Genomic DNA, 21,448 nt, shown 5'->3' with positions numbered 1-21,448 from the left:
CCGGCGCCATCCGGCAGATATGTAAAGGCCTCGCACCCTGCGAGGCCTTTTATTAGTGAGTGCAATCTTTACCCGGCGCAAACTTCACATTTTTATCAGCTATTAGCGTTTTTACCGGCTCGCCCGTGTCCGGATTCGCGGCTAACACAAAATGCCCTTCTACCGTCAGCAGCACCGGTTTTTCCGCTTCACCTTTCGCCGCCAGATAGCCGCGCTCAAGCTGGGCGTTACTGGCGACCGGCAGCCGTTTTCCGGTCGCGCAATCGGTAAAGGTCGCCGCATCGGCCCTGTATACATACCACGCAACGGCATTGGCGTTACCGGCAGGCTGGCGGTAACAGGCACCAGCGTATAATTAAGCTGCGAAGCCACCGGATTGCCTTCTCTGTCGAGCATCTCCAGCGCATTGCCTTTCGCGCGATAATACGATTTCTCGCCATTGCTGTCGGTTAACACCAGTTTATCCGCCGTCCGCGCCCAGGTACCGTATGACGCAAAAGAGGAAGGTTCTTCGCGCACGCCCTGATAGCGCTCGTTCATCACCCATGTGCCGTCTTTTTCCAGAAACAGTGACGTTTCAATACCTTCACAATCCGCACAGGGCAGCACGCCGCGCCAGCTTTGCTGCATGGGTTTTAATTCCGCCGCCTGCGCAGGTTGCAGGGCGTCAACTTCCGCACGGTTATTACACCCTATCAATGCAAATAGCGTACAGGCTGCCGCTACTGACAATATTGCTGTTCTCACCATAAAATCCTTATGAAATTGCTATTCCTGCCCGTCAATCCAGTGGACGACGAACTTTGCCGCGAAGCGCCTTTACAGAAGATTTTTGCGCCTTTGAGGACAAGCGGCGCTCTTTCGAGGCACGCGTCGGACGGGTTGCGCGACGGCTTTTCTGCTCCGCGGTTAATTCTTTTATGACGGCAACCAGCCTGGCGATAGCCGCTTCCCGGTTGAGCTCCTGGCTCCGGAACTCCTGCGCCTTAATGATAATGACGCCATCATCGCTTATCAGATGATGGCTGGCCGTCAGCAAACGCTGTTTATAATACTCTGGCAGGCCAGAGGCCCGAATGTCAAAGCGCAAATGAATCGCGCTAGAGGTCTTATTTACGTGCTGACCACCCGCGCCCTGCGCGCGAATGGCCGTAATTTCCAGCTCATTATCGGCTATGGAGACCGTCCGGGAGATGGCAATCATGAGGGCTGTTGCCAGGCGGTTAGCTGTATTTCCAGATTATTCCGAGCATCAGAAAGCCAGATTGCGCCGTCCTGAATCGTCGCCTGTAACGTCATGGTACGATCGGCAAATTCACTGAGCTGCGCCAGCTGCCCGTCATCCAGATACCAGACGGACAGGTTAGCGAACTGCGCGCACTTGCTTTGATGCTGCTGCCACCAGATTTGCGCCGCCCGGGAGTTATAAGCAAAGAGCGCGACATCGCTCGCCTGAGTACAGGCTTTCTTAATACGGCGCTCATCCGGCAGCCCCAGCTCTATCCAGAGATCGATGCCCAGATGATCGTTGCGCAGCCAGGCCTCCGGCTCATCTTCCGCGCTGAGCCCACGTGTAAACTGCAACCGTTCATCAGCATATTTTATCCATGCCAACAGGCGCAGCATCATGCGCTCCTGCGTTTCAGAAGGGTGACGCGCCAGCGTCAATGCCGCATCCAGAAACCGGTTGCGATCAAGGTCAGCCACATTGACGACGGCTTTATAAATTGTCGCTTTAAGCGCCATGAGAAAACTCCTTTCGAATCAGGCGCCCATTGTAGCGAAAACCGCGCTAAAAGGCTGTTAACGAATCTTTTACCCACTCGCGTCAGGCGCTGATATTGCGCAAATGAGTATGGTATAGTCACCTTGCTAAACAAGATTTAACTTCGTAGGCTTAGACTTGCATCCACGGTTAAGTCAGAATGCTGACAGGAGGGCATGTGGAAAAATATTGTGAGTTAGTACGCAAGCGGTATGCGGAAATCGCCAGCGGAGACTTAGGGTATGTCCCGGATGCGCTGGGTTGTGTATTGAAAGTGCTTAATGAAGTGGCGGCAGATAGCGCCCTTTCAGAGTCGGTCAGGGAAAAGGCAGCTTATGCTGCCGCGAACTTACTGGTGAGCGATTATGTCAATGAATGAAACGTATCAACCCATTAATTGCGATGACTACGATAGTCTTGAGCTTGCCTGCATGCATCATTTAATACTGATGCTAACGTTAAAAGATGGCGAGGTTTTGCAGGCAAAAGCGAACGATTTGATCTTACGTAAAAACGTAGAATATCTGCTTGCCGAGGTTTCCGGCGAGTCTTGTGAGCTTCGTCTCGACAAAATCGCCAGTTTCAGCCACCCGGAAATTGGTACCGTGGTAGTTAGCGAATCCTGAGTATTTTGTTGCCGGATGGTGGTGCAAGCACCTTATCAGGCCTACGTTCCATTCGATACGCAGGCCTGATAAGCGCAGCGCCATCAGGCATGCCAAACCAGACTCACCCCTTCTTTATCTTCTGCTGCTCCCTCACGCGTCACAAAAACACCCGCAGCCGCAATCAGCGTTTCGCCGTAAAACAACAGCGGCGTGGTGTCTCGTCGCCAGGGCGGGATCCCCTGCTCCTGCCAGATTTTCTTTAATTTACGTCCACCGTTACGCCCGACAATATGTAACACGCCTGGCGCTTTAAAACGAATGCTGACGGATTCTTCCTCTCGCGGTCGGCGCAGTTCGCCGCCAGGAACGAGCTGTACCGTCCCTAAGCCGGCAGGCAGCGCCAGCGGCGTTTGCCAGGCGGGCCAGGCGACCGTCGTTTCGTGTTGTCCGGCCACGGATTTAATCCACCACAGTTGCGACTGATAACGGCGAATCTCGTGATCGCCAAAGCGTAAACAGGGAGAGGCATCGTCGCGCGCCAGCGCCACCTCCTGCCAGATACGTTCCAGCGCGTCGCGAGAGGGCATCGGCGCATTACGCATCGCCAGCCAGCGACGCAAAATCGCCGCCCGCCGTACATCGCTCATCGACATTAATGGAGAGAGCCGCAATGTTCCCTCCGTCGTGATACAGTCCGTAAGATCGCTGGCCAGAAGCTCGTCCAGCAGCCTTTCTTGCGCGGCGCAGAGCGTCGCGCTACGGGCTACCGCCGCAGGAAAATGCGGCCAGCGCTGCTGTAAGAGCGGAAGCGCGCGCAGGCGTAAAAAATTGCGATCGTAGGCGTCATCCTGATTGCTTTCATCTTCAATCCAGCATAAGCCATGACGCACAGCCCACTGTTCCAGCGTCTTCCGCGTTTCTCTCAACAGCGGGCGAAGAAGCAGAGTTCCGGCAAAAGGCGAGCGTTCTCCCATCGCGGAAAGTCCGGCCGGACCGCTGCCGCGCTTTAACGCCAGCAGAAACGTTTCACACTGATCGTCAAGGTGCTGCGCGGTTGCCAGCACTTCGCCAGGCAATAGCGTCTGTGCGAACGCCCGGTAGCGCGCTTCACGCGCATGGGCCTCGATACCCAGGCCATTATCCGCCAGCGTCACCCGCTCCACTACCAGCGGAACCTGCCAGCGTTCGCATACGGTTTCGCAATGCCGCACCCAGCTATCAGCATGAGGGCTTAAACCGTGATGAATATGGATAGCACGCAGCGTGACGTCAGGATGGCGTTCTCGCCACAACACCAGTTGATGCAACAGCACCGTAGAATCCAGGCCGCCGCTAAAGGCAGCCAGAATACGGCGAGAAGAGAGTAACGAGGTATTCAACGTGAGAGTGGTCATGATCCATGCTTATAGTGACTTAGCCCGGCAACGTTACCTGGCGAGCGTCTTAATGACAAGCCTTACTGCTCATACAGCTCAAGCGGTAAACCGTCCGGATCGTTGAAAAAAGTAAAGCGCTTCCCGGTATACGGATCGATGCGTATCGGTTCGCACTTAACCTGATGCTTTTCCAGATGCGCAACGGCGTTTTCCACATTTTCCACGCTGAAAGCCAGATGGCGCAGGCCGCAGGCTTCAGGTCGGCTTGGACGCGCCGGAGGGAAGGGAAAAGAGAAAAGCTCAATCACATACTGCCCGTTTAGCGCCAAATCGCCCTTCCATGAGTCACGCTCTTCCCGCCAGGCTTCGCTTAGCAGATCGAACCCCAGAATATCGCAATAAAACGCCTTGCTCACCGCATAGTCTGTCGCAATGATCGCGATGTGATGAACCTGTTTTAATCCCAGCATAGCGTCTCCTTTATTGATTATCAGTACGTTACTCGTCACATTCCCGTCAGGCAAGCTAACAGGCGTGTTTTAAGACTCGTACCTGGTACACCCCGTCTTCATTCCGTTTCGCGCCGTGAATATCCGTTTCAAAACCGGGATAATGCTGGCCAATCGAACAGAGCATCAGCAGAAAATCGAGCACGGCCCGACTCTGTTGCGTGATCCTCTCGCCGGGCATCAACAGCGGAACGCCTGGCGGATAAGGCAGGATCATATTCGCGGAAACGCGCCCTGGCAGTTGATCGAGCGCCACGGTTTCCACCTCACCTTTGATCTGACGCTGCCAGGCCTGGTGCGGGGTCATGATCATCTCCGGTAAAACCTCGAACGCCCGCAGCATCAGCCCCGGAAGATCGTGCTGGCGGATCAGTTTATGGATCCCCTGCGCCAGATCCTGAATGCGCATATTGCGATAAAAATCCGGATCTTCCGCATACAGATCCGGCAACATATTTTTGACGCGCAGGTTAAGATCATAGGCCCGTTTAAATTCCGTCAGTCCGCGCAGCAGCCCCATCGCACGGGTCTTATCAATCCCTATGCTGAACAAAAACAGCAGATTATACGGCCCGGTTTTTTCCACCACCACGCCTCGCTCATCGAGGAGCTTCGCCACCAGCGCGGCGGGTATCCCCTCTTCGCTCATGTTGCCCTGTTCATCCATCCCCGGCGTCAGGATTGTCACCTTAACCGGATCGAGGAACATATGATCGTCATCGGCATCGGCGAAGCCATGCCAGGTTTCTCCCGGCGTGACCGGCCAGCATTCGGCCTCATCAACCTCTTCCGGCTGCCAGATATCAAAGAACCAGCTATCGGACTCTTCACGTAGCCGCTGTACCTCTTTACGAAAATGGAGCGCCCGCTCCACCGAACGATTAATCAATCTTTTCCCTAGATTGCCGCGCAGCATCGCCGCCGCGGTCTCGATAGAGGCGACAATGGGATAGCTCGGCGATGTGGAAGTGTGCATCATAAACGCTTCGTTAAACGTCTCTTCGTCATATTCCCCTTTGATATGAATAAGCGACGCCTGCGAAAAAGCCGCCAGCATTTTATGGGTGGATTGCGTTTCGAAAATCACTTTTCCGGGCACCCGATCGCCGCTCATCCCGCTTTTCCCCTGGTAGATCGGATGGAAATGGGTATAGGGTACCCAGGCGGAATCAAAATGGATCGAGGGAACGTCCAGCATCTGCTTGATCCAGTTAGTGTTATACAGCAGACCATCGTAAGTCGAATTGGTGATAACCGCATGAACCGGCCATTGCGCCTGCGCGGTTTCCGCCACCTTACGCGCAATGCTGTCGCGGGTAAATTCACGCTTAGGAATACCGCCGAGAATACCGAGCGCATTGCGCGTCGGCTTCAACCAGAGAGGCACCACATCGCTCATCATCAGCAAATGCGCCAGCGATTTATGGCAATTACGATCAATAAGTAGCGTACTTCCCGCAGGCGCGGCATACATACCGACAATTTTATTTGAGGTCGACGTACCGTTCGTCACCATATAACTCTGCTCGGCGCCAAAAGTACGGGCGATATACTCTTCCGCTTCCAGATGCGGCCCGGTGTGATCCAGCAACGATCCTAGTTCAGTCACCGAAATCGACACATCGGCCTTTAAGGTATTGCCGCCAAAAAAGTCATAAAACAGACAGCCTGGCGGGCTTTTCTGATACGCCGTTCCCGCCATATGACCCGGCGTACAAAAGGTATATTTTCCTTCTTTGGCGTAGGTAAAAAGCGCTTTGGTAAACGGCGGCGTAATATTATCGAGATATTCGTTTGTATATTGATGAATGCGCGTCGCGATATCTTCAGCCAGCCCCAATGCATACTCAAAAAACCACAGCGCCATGCGCATATCGTGAACGCTAACGTCCAGCGTGGAGTTGGTATTGATAAAGGCGTAGAGAGGAAGGTATTCATTTAGCTGGTTGATTTCGCTACAAAGGTCGAGACTGTATTCATCCCAGTCAAAAATAACGCCGCAGATGCGCGGGTTATGTTCAATAAACTTCAACAAGTCAACGCTATTTTGCGGCCAGATAATTTGAAATCCCAGGGATTGTAATGCACGCTCAAGCTCCTTGATGGGTTCATCTTTATAGTAAACCCCGTGCGGCCCCATAATGGCGATGATGTTCATGCTTTCTCCTGAAAAAACCTGAGATAAGCATAGTAACAATCCTGCCGATGCAAAGCACCGACAGGATTTATCTTATTACAATGCGTTCCATGCATCGGCCCAGGCAACCCCTACACCGGGCTCATAGTAGGCAGGCGCAACATTACACCATGAGCCTTCCGGGAACGGTTTGCACTGGTACAATGCGCCATTACTGTTAACGATGTCGCCCGGATTCCATTTCTGGCTGCTGCTCCAGGCAGGATAGCTGGTGGTCTTATCTTCGTCATCCGCAGCGGCAGCCTTCGCTTTCACATTCAGCGTATAAACCGCTGTACTGGAGAGCGTACCGTCGCTAACGGTCAGATTCACCACATACTGGGTGTTCTGAGTGACATCCGGCGCGTTGAAAATCACAACGGCTTTATCCTGGCCGCTCAGCGTTTTGCCATCCTGCGACATCCAGGTATAGGTGAGCTTGTCGCCATTCGCGTCGGTCGATCCTTCCGCGCTGAGTGAAACCTGGCTACCGGCTTCCACCGCCCCGACCGGCCCGGCAATGCGCGCGACTGGTGCCACGTTTTCATCCGTCACTGGCGCCGGAGTTGGCGTGACATCCGGTTCAGTGGTTCCGTTATCATCGACGACATTAACGTTGAAATAATGCTGTACACATTTCGTGTAGTCGCCCTCTTTAAAGGCGGTATACGGCGTCTGATATCCCACTAACTGGCAGGAATAGGTTTTACCGTCCGCAGTATCGGCGCTCCAGCCCCAGTCTTGTTCCCAATAGATCGGTAATGCGCCAGCGCCGCCTTCATCGAACTGCTTCATCTTTTTACAGCCCAACACTTCGTCAGCCGGCACCGGCACTTTCAGGTAGTTGGCAAACTCTTTGTAGTAGGCGATACGGTTAAGCGACTGCGCATTCTCATCTGCGCCGCCGCACTCCACGCCGCCATTGATGATCTGAATGGTGACGCCGAAACCTGATACCAGGCCGTTTGCTTTATCGCGATCGTTTGGCTGCCAGGTACCGTCAATCACATGTAGCATAGACGGCTTCGGCGGCTGCGGGTACACAAAGAAGAAGACGGCGCTCGCCAGGTTCATCCAGGTATCCGCCACCAGCTCGGGTTTATCCAGCAGAGGGCGAACGTCGCCATACATCGCGTCAGAGAAAGGCCCATAGTTGTAGTTATAAGAAAGCTGTTTTGCCCCGCGACCAAAATAGCTGAGGAAATCGCCGTCCTTATCTTTACCGCACGGCCAGGTCTGGCCCTGCCATACATCCGGGTTACATTCGCCGTTGTAGCCGCCTTTCTGCCCTTCAGTCCAGCCGACTTCGCGCAGATAGACCAGCGCCTGACGCCATTCCGGAATGTCACGCCAGCTTTCGTGACCGCCCGTCTCCTGGGCAAAATGCGCAAACATAGTAGCCAGGGTTTTACGGCAGATAGCGTCGCTATCGCGTCCATCGGTGTAGGTACCACAAACCGCCGGGAATTTACCTATCGCTTTCAGGAAGTTAGAGTAAGTATATTCCGGCGCGCGCATCGGGAACAGATAATCCCAGTCGGCCTCTTTCAGAATACTTTCAACGCGTTTTACGTTTGCCGGGTTAGCGGCGCGCCCCGGTTCGATTTGTTCGACCGCGCTGTTATCCAACGTCTGAATAGAGGATTTCACGGCCTCCATTAACGGAAAATCCGTTAGCGCTTTCTCTTTCGCCGCCAGATCGCTGGCGTTAATGGTCATTGGCTCACTACTGCTAAGCAGCGGCGCGGCCTGCGCACCGGATAAGCTCAACATGATCCCTGCTGCTACGGCGCTGAGCGCCAGTGTTTTTTGCAATCCCATAATTTTCTCCTTGAAGGGTAGTTCACTGCCTGCCCTGGCCACACGCCTGGCAGTTGATACAGTGTCAGGGAGAACATGCCGTTGCGTTTAATCACATCAACTCATCGGCGTCTCATTTTTCCTCGACCAAAAAAAAGAGGCCGGATTATCCGGCCTCTTGGGGAAAAATGAGGTAAATGATTAGGCGTAACCGTAGCTCATCAAACGCTGGTAACGACGGTTTTTTAAATCATCGGTGCTTAACACATCGAGATCGGCTAAATCTTCCAGCAGCTGCGCTTTTAGCGATGCCGCCATCGCTTCCGGATTACGGTGCGCGCCGCCCAGCGGCTCCGGAATGATGGAATCGATTAGCTTCAGCTCTTTCAGACGCGGCGCGATGATGCCCATCGCTTCAGCAGCCAATGGCGCTTTGTCGGCGCTCTTCCACAAAATAGAGGCGCAACCTTCCGGGGAGATAACGGAATAGGTGCTGTATTGCAGCATATTCACTTTATCCCCCACGCCAATCGCCAATGCGCCGCCGGAGCCGCCTTCGCCAATCACGGTGCAGATGACCGGTACGTTCAGACGAGACATCTCACGCAGGTTGCGGGCGATAGCTTCAGACTGACCACGCTCTTCCGCGCCCACGCCAGGGTAAGCGCCCGGAGTGTCGATGAAGGTGATAATCGGCATGTTGAAGCGTTCAGCCATTTCCATCAGGCGCAGCGCTTTGCGGTAGCCTTCCGGCGCTGGCATGCCAAAGTTACGACGAATTTTTTCTTTGGTTTCACGACCTTTCTGATGACCAATGATCATCACCGGTCGCCCTTCCAGACGCGCGATACCGCCGACGATGGCTTTGTCATCAGCATAGGCGCGATCGCCCGCCAGCTCATCAAACTCATCAAACGCCAGACGGACATAATCCAGGGTGTACGGACGCTGCGGATGGCGCGCCAGTTGGGCTACCTGCCATGCGCCGAGATCGGCGAAGATTTTGCGCGTCAGTTCTACGCTTTTTTCGCGCAGGCGATGGACTTCTTCATCGATATTAATATCCAGTTTCTCATCCTGGCGGCTTACCGCAGTCAGAGAATCGATTTTCGCTTCCAGCTCTGCTATCGGCTGTTCAAAATCAAGGAAATTCAGACTCATAGTATTCCTGTATTAGTCAAACTCCAGTTCCACCTGCTCCGAACCAATGAGGCCACGCAGATCGTTAAGTAAACGATCGCTCGGAGAGACACGCCACGTTGCGCCAAAACGCAGCCGCGCACGCGCATCCGCCCTCTGATAGTAGAGATGTACTGGAATGGTCCCCGAGCGGTGGGGTTCCAGAGACTGACGGAGTCGGTTTAAAAGCTGGTCATCAATTTGCCTGTCCGTCAGCGAGATAGCAAGCCCGCGAGCGTATTTTTCGCGAGCTTCGTCAATATCCATCACTTCGCGGGCGGTCATTTTAAGCCCCCCGCTGAAGTCATCAAAGCTGACCTGTCCGCTGACGATAAGTATGCGGTCTTTTTCCAGCAACTGCTGGTATTTATCCAGCGCGTCGGTAAATAACATCACTTCCAGACGCCCGGAACGGTCATCCAGCGTACAGATGCCGATACGATTGCCGCGCTTGGTGACCATAACCCTTGCGGCAATCACGAGCCCCGCAGCCGTGGTGACTTTACCACGTTCTGTCGGATGCATGTCTTTGAGCCTTACCCCGCCGACATAGCGCTCAATTTCTTTTAAATACTGATTGATGGGGTGGCCCGTCAGGTACAGCCCCAACGTTTCACGTTCCCCATCTAACACCACCTGCTCCGGCCACGGCTGGCAGCTGGCATAGGATTGCTCGATTTGCTCCGGCTCTTCCGCCAGTACGCCGAACATATCCGCCTGACCGATAGCTTCCGCTTTGGCGTGCTGGTCGGCGGCTTTCAGCGCATCGCCCAATGAGTTCATCAGCGCGGCGCGGTGCGGCCCCAGGCGGTCGAACGCCCCGGACATGATCAGCTTTTCCAGCACCCGGCGGTTGAGCTTTTTGGTGTCGGTCCGCGCGCACAGATCAAACAGCTCGCGGAAATAGCCGCCCTGATTACGCGCGTCGATGATCGCTTCGATCGGCCCTTCGCCGACGCCTTTGATCGCGCCGATGCCGTAGACGATCTCGCCCTCATCATTAACGTGGAAATGGTACAACCCGGAGTTAATATCCGGCGGCAGAATTTTCAGTCCCATCCGCCAGCACTCGTCCACCAGGCCGACGACCTTCTCGGTGTTGTCCATATCGGCAGTCATCACCGCCGCCATAAACTCTGCCGGATAGTGCGCCTTTAGCCATAGCGTCTGGTAAGAAACCAGCGCATAAGCGGCGGAGTGCGATTTGTTAAACCCGTAACCGGCGAATTTCTCCACTAGGTCAAAGATTTTCATCGCCAGTTCGCCGTCGATACCGTTCTTTTTCGCGCCTTCTTCAAAAACGGAACGCTGTTTGGCCATCTCCTCCGGCTTTTTCTTACCCATCGCACGACGCAGCATATCCGCGCCGCCGAGAGTATACCCGGAAAGTACCTGGGCAATCTGCATCACCTGTTCCTGATACAGAATGATGCCGTAGGTCGGCTCCAGTACCGGCTTCAGGCTTTCATGCTGCCACTGAACGTCCGGGTAAGAGAGTTCTTCACGACCGTGCTTACGGTCGATAAAGTTATCTACCATCCCTGACTGCAACGGACCGGGACGGAACAGGGCCACCAGTGCGATCATATCTTCAAAGCAGTCCGGCTGCAGACGTTTGATCAGATCTTTCATGCCGCGCGATTCAAGCTGGAAGACCGCCGTGGTTTCCGAGCGCTGCAGCATGTCGAAGCTTTTCTTGTCGTCCAGCGGAATGGCGGCGATATCCAGCGGCGGCTCACCGTTTTTCTCGCGCCGCTTGTTGATCATCTCCAGCGCCCAGTTGATGATGGTCAGCGTACGCAAACCGAGGAAGTCGAACTTCACCAGCCCGGCATATTCCACGTCGCTTTTATCAAACTGGGTAACCGGATGCTTGCCCTCTTCATCGCAGTACAGCGGCGCAAAGTCGGTAATTTTGGTCGGCGCGATGACCACGCCGCCAGCGTGCTTACCGGCGTTACGCGTGACGCCTTCGAGCTTACGCGCCATATCGATCAGCGCTCTGACCTCTTCATCCGCCTCGTAAATTTCCGGCAGTTGCGGTTCCGCTTCAAAGGCTTTTGCCAGCGTCATGCCCGGATCGGGCGGCACCAGCTTCGAGATACGATCGACAAAACCGTACGGATGCCCCAGCACGCGGCCCACATCGCGGATAACGGCTTTCGCCGCCATCGTACCGAAGGTGATAATTTGCGATACCGCATCACGCCCGTACATATCTGCGACGTGTTCAATCACCTGGTCGCGTTTCTCCATACAGAAGTCAACGTCGAAGTCAGGCATCGAGACACGTTCCGGGTTCAGGAAACGTTCGAACAGCAGGTCAAATTCCAGCGGATCAAGGTCCGTAATTTTCAGCGCGTAGGCCACCAGCGAACCAGCCCCGGAACCACGTCCCGGCCCTACCGGCACGCCGTTATCTTTTGACCACTGGATAAACTCCATCACGATGAGGAAGTAGCCAGGGAACCCCATCTGGTTGATAACCTGTAGTTCAATATCCAGACGCTCGTCATATTCCGGGCGACGCTTTTTGCGCTCTTCTTCGTCCGGAAACAGGAAAGCCAGACGCTCTTCCAGCCCCTCTTTCGATTTTTTGACCAGATAATCTTCGGTGGTCATATCGCCGGTCGGGAACTGCGGCAGGAAATATTCACCCAGACGCACCGTTACGTTGCAGCGTTTGGCAATCTCCACCGTATTTTCCAGCGCCTCCGGAATATCGGAGAACAGCTCGCACATTTCTTCTTCACTGCGCATATACTGCTGCGGTGAATAATTGCGTGGACGTTTAGGATCGTCGAGCGTGAAACCGTCGTGAATCGCGACACGAATCTCATGGGCGTCAAAATCATCGCTTTCAAGGAAACGGACATCGTTTGTCGCGACAACCGGCAAACCACGTGCCTCAGCCAGTTCAACCGCAGCATGGAGATAGGTCTCTTCGTCCTGTCTGCCGGTACGGATCAGTTCCAGAAAGTAGCGATCGGGAAAATGCGTTTCATAGAAAGCAACGCACTCCTCCACCAGCGCCTGGTTGCCGCGTAGCAGACAGCGGCCTACGTCGCCCATGCGCCCGCCGGAAAGCAGGATCAAACCTTCTTTAAGCTCTACCAGCCAGTCGCGCTCGATAATCGGGCCTGCCGCGCCGTAGCCGCGCTGATACGCTTTCGAGATCAGCAACGTCAGGTTCTGGTATCCCGTATTATTCGCCGCCAGCACCGTCAGATGAGTCAGCTCATCTCCCAGCAGTTCGTTGTGAACGTTAAAGTCCGCCCCGACGATGGGTTTAATGCCCGCGCCATGACCCGCTCCGTAGAACTTCACCAGACCGCAGAGGTTGGTAAAATCGGTGATCGCCAGCGCAGGCATACCTAATGAGGCCGCCTTTTTCACCAGCGGCCCGGTCTTCGCCAGCCCATCGATCATAGAGTAGTCGCTGTGCACCCGCAGGTGAACGAAACGTGGTTCAGACATCTTCAGATTTCTCGATACAAGAATCAGGACACAAGTCCCAGAGCGCGTTTAACAGGCGCAAAACTGCGTCGGTGGTGCGCCGTCGCGCCATACTGGGCCAACTTTTCCAGATGAAAAGCGGTTGGATAGCCTTTGTGCTGCGCAAAGCCATACTGAGGAAAAACGATATCCAGCGCCGCCATTTCTGCATCGCGGGTGACTTTCGCCAGAATAGACGCCGCGCTAATCTCCGCCACGCGGCTGTCGCCTTTCACCACGGCCATTGACGGCACAGGCAGCGCCGGACAGCGATTGCCGTCGATCAGCACATATTCTGGCGCAATATGAAGACCAGCGACAGCGCGCTGCATGGCGAGCATGGTGGCGTGCAAAATATTCAGCTCATCAATTTCATGCGCTTCCGCGCGTCCCAGACTCCAGCTTAACGCCTTTTCTTTAATCTCGTCATACAATGACAGACGACGCTTTTCAGACAATTTTTTGGAATCATTCAGACCGACGATCGGGCGAGCCGGATCGAGGATCACGGCGGCGGTCACTACGGCGCCCACCAGCGGGCCACGGCCCACTTCATCCACACCCGCCACTAAATGGGTGTGTGGATAAACAAATTCGATCATTGTGCTAACTCCAGGACGGCATCTGCCGCCTGCTCATCGGCATTACAGCGGATCTGCTGATGCAGTTCACGGAAGGTGTCGTGCATCGCATGGCTGGTTTTACCGTTCGCCAGTAGCGGCAACAGCGCTTCGGCGAGTTTTTGCGGTTCGCACTCTTCCTGCAACAGCTCTTTGACTAATTCTCTTCCCGCCAGCAGGTTAGGCAAAGACACATACTCCGTTTTCACCAGACGTTTCGCCAGCCAGAAAGTGAAGGGCTTCATACGATATCCCACTACCATCGGGCATTTTGCCAGCATACACTCCAGTGCCGCCGTACCCGAGGCCAGCAGAGCCGCGTCGCTGGCGATCATCGCCTCGCGCGCCATGCCGTCCAGCAAATGAACGGCGAGATCCGGCGCAACCTCCGCTTTAATTTTTTCAAACTGCTCGCGGCGTTTCGCGTTCACCAGCGGCACTACCACTTCCAGATCGGGATAGCGCTGTCGCAGCAATTGTGCGGTTTTCAGGAAATCGGCGCTGAGCATTTCCACTTCCGCGCCACGGCTGCCTGGCAGTAGCGCCAGACAATGGGCGTCATGCGGGATACCCAGCACGTCGCGCGCCGCATTTTTATCCGGGTCCAGCGGCATGGCATCCGCCATGGTGTGACCGATAAAGCGGCACGGGACGTTAAATTTATCGTAAAACGCTTTTTCGAAAGGCAGAAAAGCCAACACCATATGGGTGGATCTGCCTATTTTGAAAACGCGTTTCTGTCGCCAGGCCCAAACGGACGGGCTGACATAATGAATGGTCTTAATCCCTTGTTTTTTCAGATTACCTTCGAGGGTAATATTGAAATCAGGGGCATCAATCCCGACAAAGACATCGGGCTTGAGTTCGGTAAAACGGCGGGTCAGATCGGCGCGGATATGCAACAAACGGCGTAAACGTCCGAGCACTTCAACAATGCCCATGACCGCCAGCTCTTCCATTTCGTACCAGGCTTCACACCCTTCGGCCTGCATACGCGGCCCCGCAACGCCCACAAAGCGGGCGTTGGGTACGCGCGCTTTCAGCGCACGAATTAAGCCTGCGCCAAGAATATCGCCGGACGTTTCACCGGCGACCAGGGCAATCGTTAAAGGACGCTGTGCCGCCATTAACGAATCGGACCGCGCGTTGAACGCTCAAAGAACTCGGTAAACGCCTTCACTTCCGGATGCTTTTCAGCAAGTTCAGCGATTTCCAGCTTCGCTTCGTCGAGCGTTTTACCACTGCGGTACAACAGTTTGTAGGCATTACGAATCGCCACCAGCCCTTCACGGCTAAAGCCGCGACGCTTCAGCCCTTCGATATTTACCCCGAACGGCGTCGCATGGTTACCCTGCGCAATCACATACGGAGGGACATCCTGCGCCACGCCGGAGCAGCCGCCGACCATCACATGCGCACCGATAATGCAGAATTGATGAACTGCCGTCATACCGCCGATAATCGCAAAATCATCGACTGATACGTGCCCCGCCAGCGTGGCGTTGTTGGCGAGGATACAGCGATTCCCTACCGTACAATCATGTGCGACATGCGCATTGATCATCAGCAGGTTATCGCTACCCACCTTCGTCAACCCACCGCCCTGCACTGTACCACGATGAATGGTGACGCTTTCGCGGATGCGGTTACGATCGCCAATTTCCACACGGGTCGGCTCACCCGCATATTTCAGATCCTGGTTCACTTCACCGATGGAGGCAAACTGATAAATCTCGTTGTCGCGGCCGATTTTGGTTTGACCATTCACGACCACATGAGACTTCAGTACGGTTCCCTCACCAATTTCGACCTGCGGCCCAACAATACAAAAGGGACCAATGTGGGCATTAGCGCCAATTACAGCGCCGTCTTCCACAATGGCGGTAGGATGAATAAAGGCGGATTTATCAATCACGAATCAGGCCTCCCGGCTACGAGCACACATCATGGTTGCTTCGCACACGACTTTACCGTCGACCAGCGCAACCCCTTTAAAGCGGGTCAGGCCACGGCGCGTTTTCTCGAAAGTGACTTCCATGATCATCTGATCGCCTGGCACCACCGGACGCTTAAAGCGCGCTTCATCAATACCCGCGAAATAATACAGTTCTCCAGGTTCCAGTTTACCAACGCTTTTAAACGCCAGAATACCGGTTGCCTGCGCCATCGCTTCCAGAATCAGCACGCCTGGCAAAATCGGTTTGCCCGGGAAGTGTCCCTGGAAAAACGGCTCGTTGACGGAGACATTTTTCACCGCACGCAGAAAACGACCTTCTTCAAAGTCCAGCACGCGATCGACCAGTAAAAACGGAAAACGGTGCGGCAGAAGCTCTAAAATCTCTTCAATCTGCAGAGTATGAGTGTTAGTAGTCAAAATACTCTTCCTGTCCAAATATACAAAAAGGCAATAATAACACGGCCTGCCGCAATCGTATGAATGTGACAGGCCGGAAAAGAATGGCAACTACAAGGCGGAACGTTAGTCTTGTTGATTAACCGTGCGCTCAATCGCTTTGAGACGCTTGCTCATATCATCAATGTTCATCACCAGTGCAGCAGTTTTACGCCATACTTTGTTGGGTTGCAGCGGAATGCCTGAGGAGTAGACGCCCGGTTCCGTGATGGGACGCATCACCATACCCATGCCAGTTACCGTGACTTTGTCGCATATTTCCATATGCCCATTGATCACGCTAGCGCCGCCAATCATGCAGTAACGGCCAATCTTCAGGCTACCCGCCATAATGACGCCACCGGCAACTGCCGTATTGTCGCCAATCACGACGTTATGTGCAATCTGGCACTGATTATCAATAATCACGCCATTGCCAATAACAGTATCATCCAACGCGCCACGGTCAATGGTGGTACAAGCGCCGATCTCGACACGATCGCCAATAATGACCCGGCCCAGTTGTGGGATCTTCACCCAGTTGCCACGATCGTTAGCGTAGCCAAAACCGTCCGCGCCGATCACCGTACTGGACTGGATCAGGCAATTCTCACCGATCTGAATGTCGTGGTAAATCGTTACGTTCGCCCACAAGCGTGAGCCCGCCCCGATTTTGCTATTTTTTCCGACGAAACAGCCTGCGCCGATAACCACGTTATCGCCCAGTTGTACGCCAGATTCAATCACCGCATTCGCGCCGACTGAAACATTGCTACCCAGCGTTGCCGTCGCATCAATCACGGCGCTTGGCGCGATATTCTGCGCGGGCTGCGGCGTAGTATCTAAAATTTGCGCCATGCGCGCGTAGGTCAGGTAGGGATTTTTAACTACCAGCGCCGCGCTCTTAGCAAAAGGAAGATCGTCCTGCGTCATGACAACCGCAGAAGCCTGGCATAAACCTAAGTGTTCACGGTACTTAGGATTCACCATAAACGTAATGTGGCCTGTTGTTGCAGATTGCATGGACGCAACGCCGGTGATGACGATATCGCCATCACCGTGTAATTCTGCATCCAACTGTTCTGCTAAGTCAGCCAGTCGAATTGAAGGCATTACTTATTTAACCTGTTTCAGTACGTCAGCGGTGATGTCTTTCACATCGCTGCTGTTGTAAGCAACGGTGTTTGCGTCTACCACCAGATCGATACTCTGGTCGTTAGCCACTTTTTTCACCGCAGTCTGGATACGAGTCACCAGTTTGTTGCGTTCTTCGTTGGAACGACGAGCGCGATCTTTCTCAAAAGCCTGCGCTTTTTGCGCGAAAGTCTGGCGCTGAGACATCACGTCTTTTTCCAGCTTAGTACGATCGCTACCTGCTTTCATGGATTGCAGACGCTGCATTTTAGATTGCAGATCGGTTTCCATTTTTTGCAGTTCAGCCGCACGGCCTTTAAATTCGTTTTCCAGTGTATTGGATACACCCGTCTTCTGCGCAACCTGTTGGAACAGATTACCCATGTTGACGATTGCAATTTTGTCAGCAGCCTGTGCGGACGTTACCATCGCCAAACCAAGACCTGCAGCTAATAACCACTTTTTCACAATAAACTCCTTACCATCCCATTTGCACCCGAAGGTACAGCTCTTTGCGTGGCCTGGCGATCCCTGGGGGCATCGCCAAAAGTCATCGCTACACTACCAATGCATTCCTTTGCAGTGAACAATTACCAGGTTTTACCAATGTTAAACTGGAACTGCTCGGCTTTGTCTCCATCGTACTTTTTAAACGGCTGGGCGTAGGAGAAGACCAACGGCCCCAATGGGGACATCCATTGTAATGCGATACCCGCGGACATACGGATGTTGCCTGGATCGCTGTAATCCGGTACATCTGACGGCGCAGATGACGGATCCCAGTTCGTATCCCAAACGGTACCCATATCCCAGAAGAAGGAGGTACGAACCGAGTTGGCATACTTTTCGCTGATGAACGGCGTCGGGGTAATAAATTCCAGGCTGGCGACAGCCATGGCATTACCACCTACCGCATCATCTGATTTACAGCCTGAAGACTGAGTACAGGCTTCGTAATCATCATTGTTATCATTAGGATCGGTGTGAGCACCATAGCCATAAACCGCTTTCGGGCCGATAGTATTCGACTGGAAACCACGCACGGTACTGGAACCACCGGCATAGAAGTTCTCATAGAACGGCATTTCCTTGCCGCCTAAACCATCGCCGTAACCCCAGCGAGTACGCCCCAGAACCACCCACTTGTGATCGTTATCGATAGGCACATAGGTCGCGGTATCCAGCGACACTTTGTAGTATTCGTTGTCGGAACCTGGAATCGTCACTTTCCCCGTCAGATTGACGCGCGAACCGTCCGTCGGGAAATAACCACGGTCAAGCTTGTTATAGGTCCAGCCGTAGTTAAAGGTGAAGTCATCAGCGGCAAAACTGCTGGTATCAGCAGATTGTCCCATCGACTCAAGATAACGATCCATCGCGATCTGCGGCTGCATGTTGGACAGTTTGTTATGGACATAACCCAGACCAGCACGCAACGTGTTGTACTCGTTGATGGGGAAGCCAAGCGTCACATCCGTACCGTAACTCTTGTTGGTATAGTCGGATAGATCCGCGTCGTCCGCCTGGAAGTCGTTATAGAAGATACGACCACCGAGGCTCACGCCGTCAACGGTAAAGTATGGGTTAGTAACGGACAGTTCGCTGTAGGTCTGGTAGTCGTTTTTGGTGCCGTTAATCCCCACGGAATAACCGGTACCTAACCAGTTGTCCTGCTGAACGCCGGCCTGGAAGCTCACGCCGCTTTCTGTACCGTAACCGATACCGAAGTTGAAGCTACCAGTGTTACGCTCTTTCACCTTGTACACCACATCAACCTGATCCGGGCTCCCCGGAACGCGCTGCGTGTCGGTGTCGACGGTTTCAAAGAAGCCGAGACGGTTCAGACGCTCTTTCCCCTGGTCAACCAGGTCGCTGCCCAGCCACGCCCCTTCCATCTGGCGCATTTCACGGCGCAGAACGGAATCTTTTGAGGTATCGTTGCCTTCAAAGCGGATCTTACGCACGTAGAAACGGTTGCCCGCATCGACGTTCACGCGCAGTTTTACGGTTTTGTCAGCATCGTTAATTTCAGGCTGTGACTGCACGCGCGGATAGGCGTAACCATAGCGACCCAGAAGCTTTTTGATGTCATCTTCCATTTTGGTCACTTTGGTGCCGTTATAGAGCTCGCCCGGTTCAATTTTCGTCAGTTTCTCAATTTCAGCGGAATGTCCGGCCAAGTTACCGCTCACCTGAACCCCGGAAAGCTTGTACTGATCGCCTTCGGTGATATTGACGGTGATGTAGATCCCTTTCTTATCCGGCGTCAGACTCACTTGCGTGGAGTCAATATTGAAACGCGCGTAGCCGCGATCCAGATAGTAGCTGCGCAAGGTTTCAAGGTCGCCCGCCAGCTTCTGTTTCTGGTATTTACGATCGCCGACGACGTTCCACCACGGCACTTCGTCACGCAACTGGAAATGAGAAATGAGTTCTTCGGTGCTAAAGGCATGGTTACCGACGATGTTGATCTGTTGGATCTTCGCCGATACGCCCTCCTGGAACACCAGTTTAAGATCAACACGGTTGCGCGGTAGCGGCGTGACGACCGCCTTAACGCTGGCGCTGTATTTACCTACGCTATAGTAAAAGTCTTCCAGACCTTTTTCTATATCAGACAACGTGGTGCGATCCAGAGACTCGCCAACACGTACGCCAGACGCTTCGAGGTTTTGCTTGAGCATGTCATCTTTCACCGACTTGTTCCCGGAGAAAGTGATGCTGGCAATGGTCGGACGTTCTTTTACCTGAACCAGAAGGGTATTACCATCGCGCAGGACGCGGACGTCCTCAAAGTTGCCGGTGGCGAACAGAGCGCGAATGGTGTTACTGATATCTTCATCATTAACCGTGTCGCCTGTGCGCACCGGCATACTGAGGAGAGCCGCACCAACGGCGACTCGCTGCAGGCCTTCGAAATGAATGTCCTTCACTACGAACCCTTCAGCACCGTATACGGTGGCGCTGCTGAACAGCAGCGACGCTATGAGCAACTTTTTCATCGCCATCGTTATTATGCGTTCTTCCTAACTAACTCTCTTACAACCGAGAGAAATCATTGAAAAGTGCAAGCCCCATTAACAACACCAGCAAAATCGAGCCAATGCGATAACTAAAGTCTTGAACCCGCTCGGATACCGGCCCGCCCTTAAGCTTTTCAATCGCCAGGAACAGCAGATGACCCCCGTCAAGAACGGGCAGCGGAAACAGGTTAATTATCCCTAAGTTCACGCTGATTAGCGCAAGGAACATCAGGTAATAAATCACCCCGAACTCCGCTGACATCCCAGCCCCCTGAGCGATAGAAATCGGCCCACTGAGGTTGTTCAGTTTCACATCACCGGTTATCAATTTACCCAGCATACTGACCGTCAGCTTCATCAACTGCCACGTCTTATCCGTGGCTTCGAGGATGGCGCTAAAAGGCCCATACTGGCGTATAGTCTTGTACTCTTCCGGCAGAGGAATAATTTTAGGCACCACGCCTGCAAACCCTTCCGCCTTTCCGTTAACCGATTTCGTATCCGGGGTTAACGTCAACGACAAGGCGCTCCCCTGCCTTTCAACCTCTAACGCTAACGGCTTACCGGGATTATCGCGTACAAACGTCACGAATTTCATCCACTGCGTTAACGGCTGACCATCGACTTTAACGATCCTGTCGCCCTCTTGCAAACCCGCTTTACTGGCTGCGGAATTCGCCTGCACTTCTGACAGTACCGGTTCAATCTGTGGCCCGCGGGGCCGAATCCCTAAAGAAGATACAGGATCTTGCTTATCAGGCTCAAATGCCCAGTGACGTAAATCAAGCGTTTTATCCTGCCGCTGGTCGCTACCAAACGGCGCGACGCTCACCGTCGTCTGCTGATCGCCAATTTTGGACACCAGTTGTAAACGCACGGCATCCCAATCAGGGGTTTCGATACCATCAACGGCTTTAAGTTCCGTACCAGGCGCAATTTGCGCCTGCGCAGCAATCGAGTTGGGCGTTATTTCGCCAATGACCGGACGAACGCCAGGGACGCCGATGATAAAGACCAGCCAGTAAGCAAAGATAGCAAAAATGAAGTTCGCAACCGGACCTGCGGCAATAATTGCGGCGCGCTGGCCCACCGTTTTGTTATTGAAGGCGTGACGACGCAATTCCGGCGCTACCGGTTCGGCGCGCTCATCCAGCATTTTGACGTAGCCGCCCAGCGGGATCAGGGCGATGACATACTCGGTGCCGTACCGATCGGTACGACGCCAGAGCGCTTTGCCAAAACCGATGGAAAAGCGCTCAACTCGCACACCGCAGCGCCGGGCAACCCAGAAATGACCAAATTCATGCACAGTGATCAGCACGCCCAGTGCGATGATGAATGCAGCCAGATTCCAGAGAATACTCAGCATAA

18 protein-coding genes and 1 pseudogene are annotated in these 21,448 nt (G+C 53.8%); 2 read left to right on the top strand and 17 right to left on the bottom strand.

What is annotated here, in order from left to right; translation table 11 throughout:
- Window positions 1-52: 52 nt before the first annotated feature.
- The 3 genes and pseudogenes from nlpE to ACLJRU_RS10895 form a co-directional block, all read right to left on the bottom strand.
- Window positions 53-750 (bottom strand): annotated as a pseudogene (gene nlpE, locus ACLJRU_RS10905) (envelope stress response activation lipoprotein NlpE).
- Between the two features lie 31 nt (window positions 751-781).
- The gene (gene arfB, locus ACLJRU_RS10900; RefSeq protein WP_000560527.1) at window positions 782-1,204 is read right to left on the bottom strand and encodes an alternative ribosome rescue aminoacyl-tRNA hydrolase ArfB; all 423 of its coding nucleotides are present in this window, start codon (window positions 1,202-1,204) and stop codon (window positions 782-784) included.
- Window positions 1,201-1,746 carry a YaeQ family protein gene (locus tag ACLJRU_RS10895; RefSeq protein WP_001185319.1) on the bottom strand — a complete coding sequence of 182 codons (546 nt, stop codon included), beginning with the start codon at window positions 1,744-1,746 and terminating at the stop codon, window positions 1,201-1,203. Before ACLJRU_RS10895 ends, arfB begins: the two co-directional genes overlap by 4 nt.
- 197 nt (window positions 1,747-1,943) lie before the next feature.
- On the opposite strand from ACLJRU_RS10895, the gene ACLJRU_RS10890 reads away from it, so the two are divergent.
- Entirely contained in the window at window positions 1,944-2,144 is a 201-nt protein-coding gene (locus tag ACLJRU_RS10890; RefSeq protein WP_001518678.1) for a YaeP family protein, read from the top strand.
- Window positions 2,131-2,391: a Rho-binding antiterminator gene (rof, locus tag ACLJRU_RS10885; RefSeq protein ID WP_000062325.1), complete on the top strand. Its 261-nt coding sequence runs from the start codon at window positions 2,131-2,133 to the stop codon at window positions 2,389-2,391. Before ACLJRU_RS10890 ends, rof begins: the two co-directional genes overlap by 14 nt.
- A gap of 83 nt (window positions 2,392-2,474) precedes the next feature.
- Here rof and tilS read toward each other — a convergent pair whose 3' ends face one another.
- The 14 genes from tilS to rseP all read right to left on the bottom strand — a co-directional run bounded on the left by tilS (window position 2,475) and on the right by rseP (window position 21,446).
- Complete coding sequence (gene tilS, locus ACLJRU_RS10880; RefSeq protein WP_001539059.1) at window positions 2,475-3,767, bottom strand: tRNA lysidine(34) synthetase TilS; 1,293 nt, start codon at window positions 3,765-3,767, stop codon at window positions 2,475-2,477.
- Between the two features lie 62 nt (window positions 3,768-3,829).
- Window positions 3,830-4,219: a VOC family protein gene (locus ACLJRU_RS10875; RefSeq protein ID WP_000901086.1), complete on the bottom strand. Its 390-nt coding sequence runs from the start codon at window positions 4,217-4,219 to the stop codon at window positions 3,830-3,832.
- A gap of 55 nt (window positions 4,220-4,274) precedes the next feature.
- The gene (ldcC, locus tag ACLJRU_RS10870; RefSeq protein WP_023234833.1) at window positions 4,275-6,416 is read right to left on the bottom strand and encodes a lysine decarboxylase LdcC; all 2,142 of its coding nucleotides are present in this window, start codon (window positions 6,414-6,416) and stop codon (window positions 4,275-4,277) included.
- Window positions 6,417-6,491: 75 nt separating this feature from the next.
- Window positions 6,492-8,255 (bottom strand): chitinase, encoded by a 1,764-nt coding sequence (locus ACLJRU_RS10865; protein WP_011264195.1) that lies wholly within the window; start codon window positions 8,253-8,255, stop codon window positions 6,492-6,494.
- A gap of 180 nt (window positions 8,256-8,435) precedes the next feature.
- A complete protein-coding gene (accA, locus tag ACLJRU_RS10860; RefSeq protein WP_000055753.1) occupies window positions 8,436-9,395 on the bottom strand; it encodes an acetyl-CoA carboxylase carboxyl transferase subunit alpha in 960 nt (319 codons plus the stop codon).
- Window positions 9,396-9,407: 12 nt separating this feature from the next.
- On the bottom strand, window positions 9,408-12,890 hold the full coding sequence (gene dnaE / locus ACLJRU_RS10855) for a DNA polymerase III subunit alpha (RefSeq protein ID WP_001294837.1): 3,483 nt from the start codon (window positions 12,888-12,890) through the stop codon (window positions 9,408-9,410).
- Between the two features lie 23 nt (window positions 12,891-12,913).
- Window positions 12,914-13,510 carry a ribonuclease HII gene (gene rnhB / locus ACLJRU_RS10850; protein WP_000569411.1) on the bottom strand — a complete coding sequence of 199 codons (597 nt, stop codon included), beginning with the start codon at window positions 13,508-13,510 and terminating at the stop codon, window positions 12,914-12,916.
- Window positions 13,507-14,655: a lipid-A-disaccharide synthase gene (lpxB, locus tag ACLJRU_RS10845; protein ID WP_000741216.1), complete on the bottom strand. Its 1,149-nt coding sequence runs from the start codon at window positions 14,653-14,655 to the stop codon at window positions 13,507-13,509. Before lpxB ends, rnhB begins: the two co-directional genes overlap by 4 nt.
- Window positions 14,655-15,443, bottom strand: a complete 789-nt coding sequence (lpxA, locus tag ACLJRU_RS10840; RefSeq protein ID WP_000565950.1) for an acyl-ACP--UDP-N-acetylglucosamine O-acyltransferase — start codon at window positions 15,441-15,443, stop codon at window positions 14,655-14,657. Before lpxA ends, lpxB begins: the two co-directional genes overlap by 1 nt.
- Window positions 15,444-15,446: 3 nt before the next feature.
- The gene (gene fabZ / locus ACLJRU_RS10835; RefSeq protein WP_000210741.1) at window positions 15,447-15,902 is read right to left on the bottom strand and encodes a 3-hydroxyacyl-ACP dehydratase FabZ; all 456 of its coding nucleotides are present in this window, start codon (window positions 15,900-15,902) and stop codon (window positions 15,447-15,449) included.
- 105 nt (window positions 15,903-16,007) lie between these two features.
- Window positions 16,008-17,033: a UDP-3-O-(3-hydroxymyristoyl)glucosamine N-acyltransferase gene (gene lpxD, locus ACLJRU_RS10830; RefSeq protein WP_001539055.1), complete on the bottom strand. Its 1,026-nt coding sequence runs from the start codon at window positions 17,031-17,033 to the stop codon at window positions 16,008-16,010.
- A gap of 3 nt (window positions 17,034-17,036) precedes the next feature.
- Entirely contained in the window at window positions 17,037-17,522 is a 486-nt protein-coding gene (gene skp, locus ACLJRU_RS10825; RefSeq protein WP_000758966.1) for a molecular chaperone Skp, read from the bottom strand.
- Between the two features lie 122 nt (window positions 17,523-17,644).
- The gene (gene bamA / locus ACLJRU_RS10820; RefSeq protein ID WP_001240927.1) at window positions 17,645-20,062 is read right to left on the bottom strand and encodes an outer membrane protein assembly factor BamA; all 2,418 of its coding nucleotides are present in this window, start codon (window positions 20,060-20,062) and stop codon (window positions 17,645-17,647) included.
- 31 nt (window positions 20,063-20,093) lie between these two features.
- Window positions 20,094-21,446, bottom strand: coding sequence for a sigma E protease regulator RseP (gene rseP / locus ACLJRU_RS10815; RefSeq protein ID WP_000949019.1), 1,353 nt, complete (start codon window positions 21,444-21,446; stop codon window positions 20,094-20,096).
- Between the last annotated feature and the right edge of the window lie 2 nt (window positions 21,447-21,448).

Origin of the sequence: Salmonella sp. SAL00653 (assembly GCF_046552515.1) — a bacterium.
Classification (GTDB): Bacteria; Pseudomonadota; Gammaproteobacteria; order Enterobacterales; family Enterobacteriaceae; genus Salmonella; species Salmonella enterica.
This window is presented reverse-complemented; position numbering and strand designations above follow the sequence as displayed.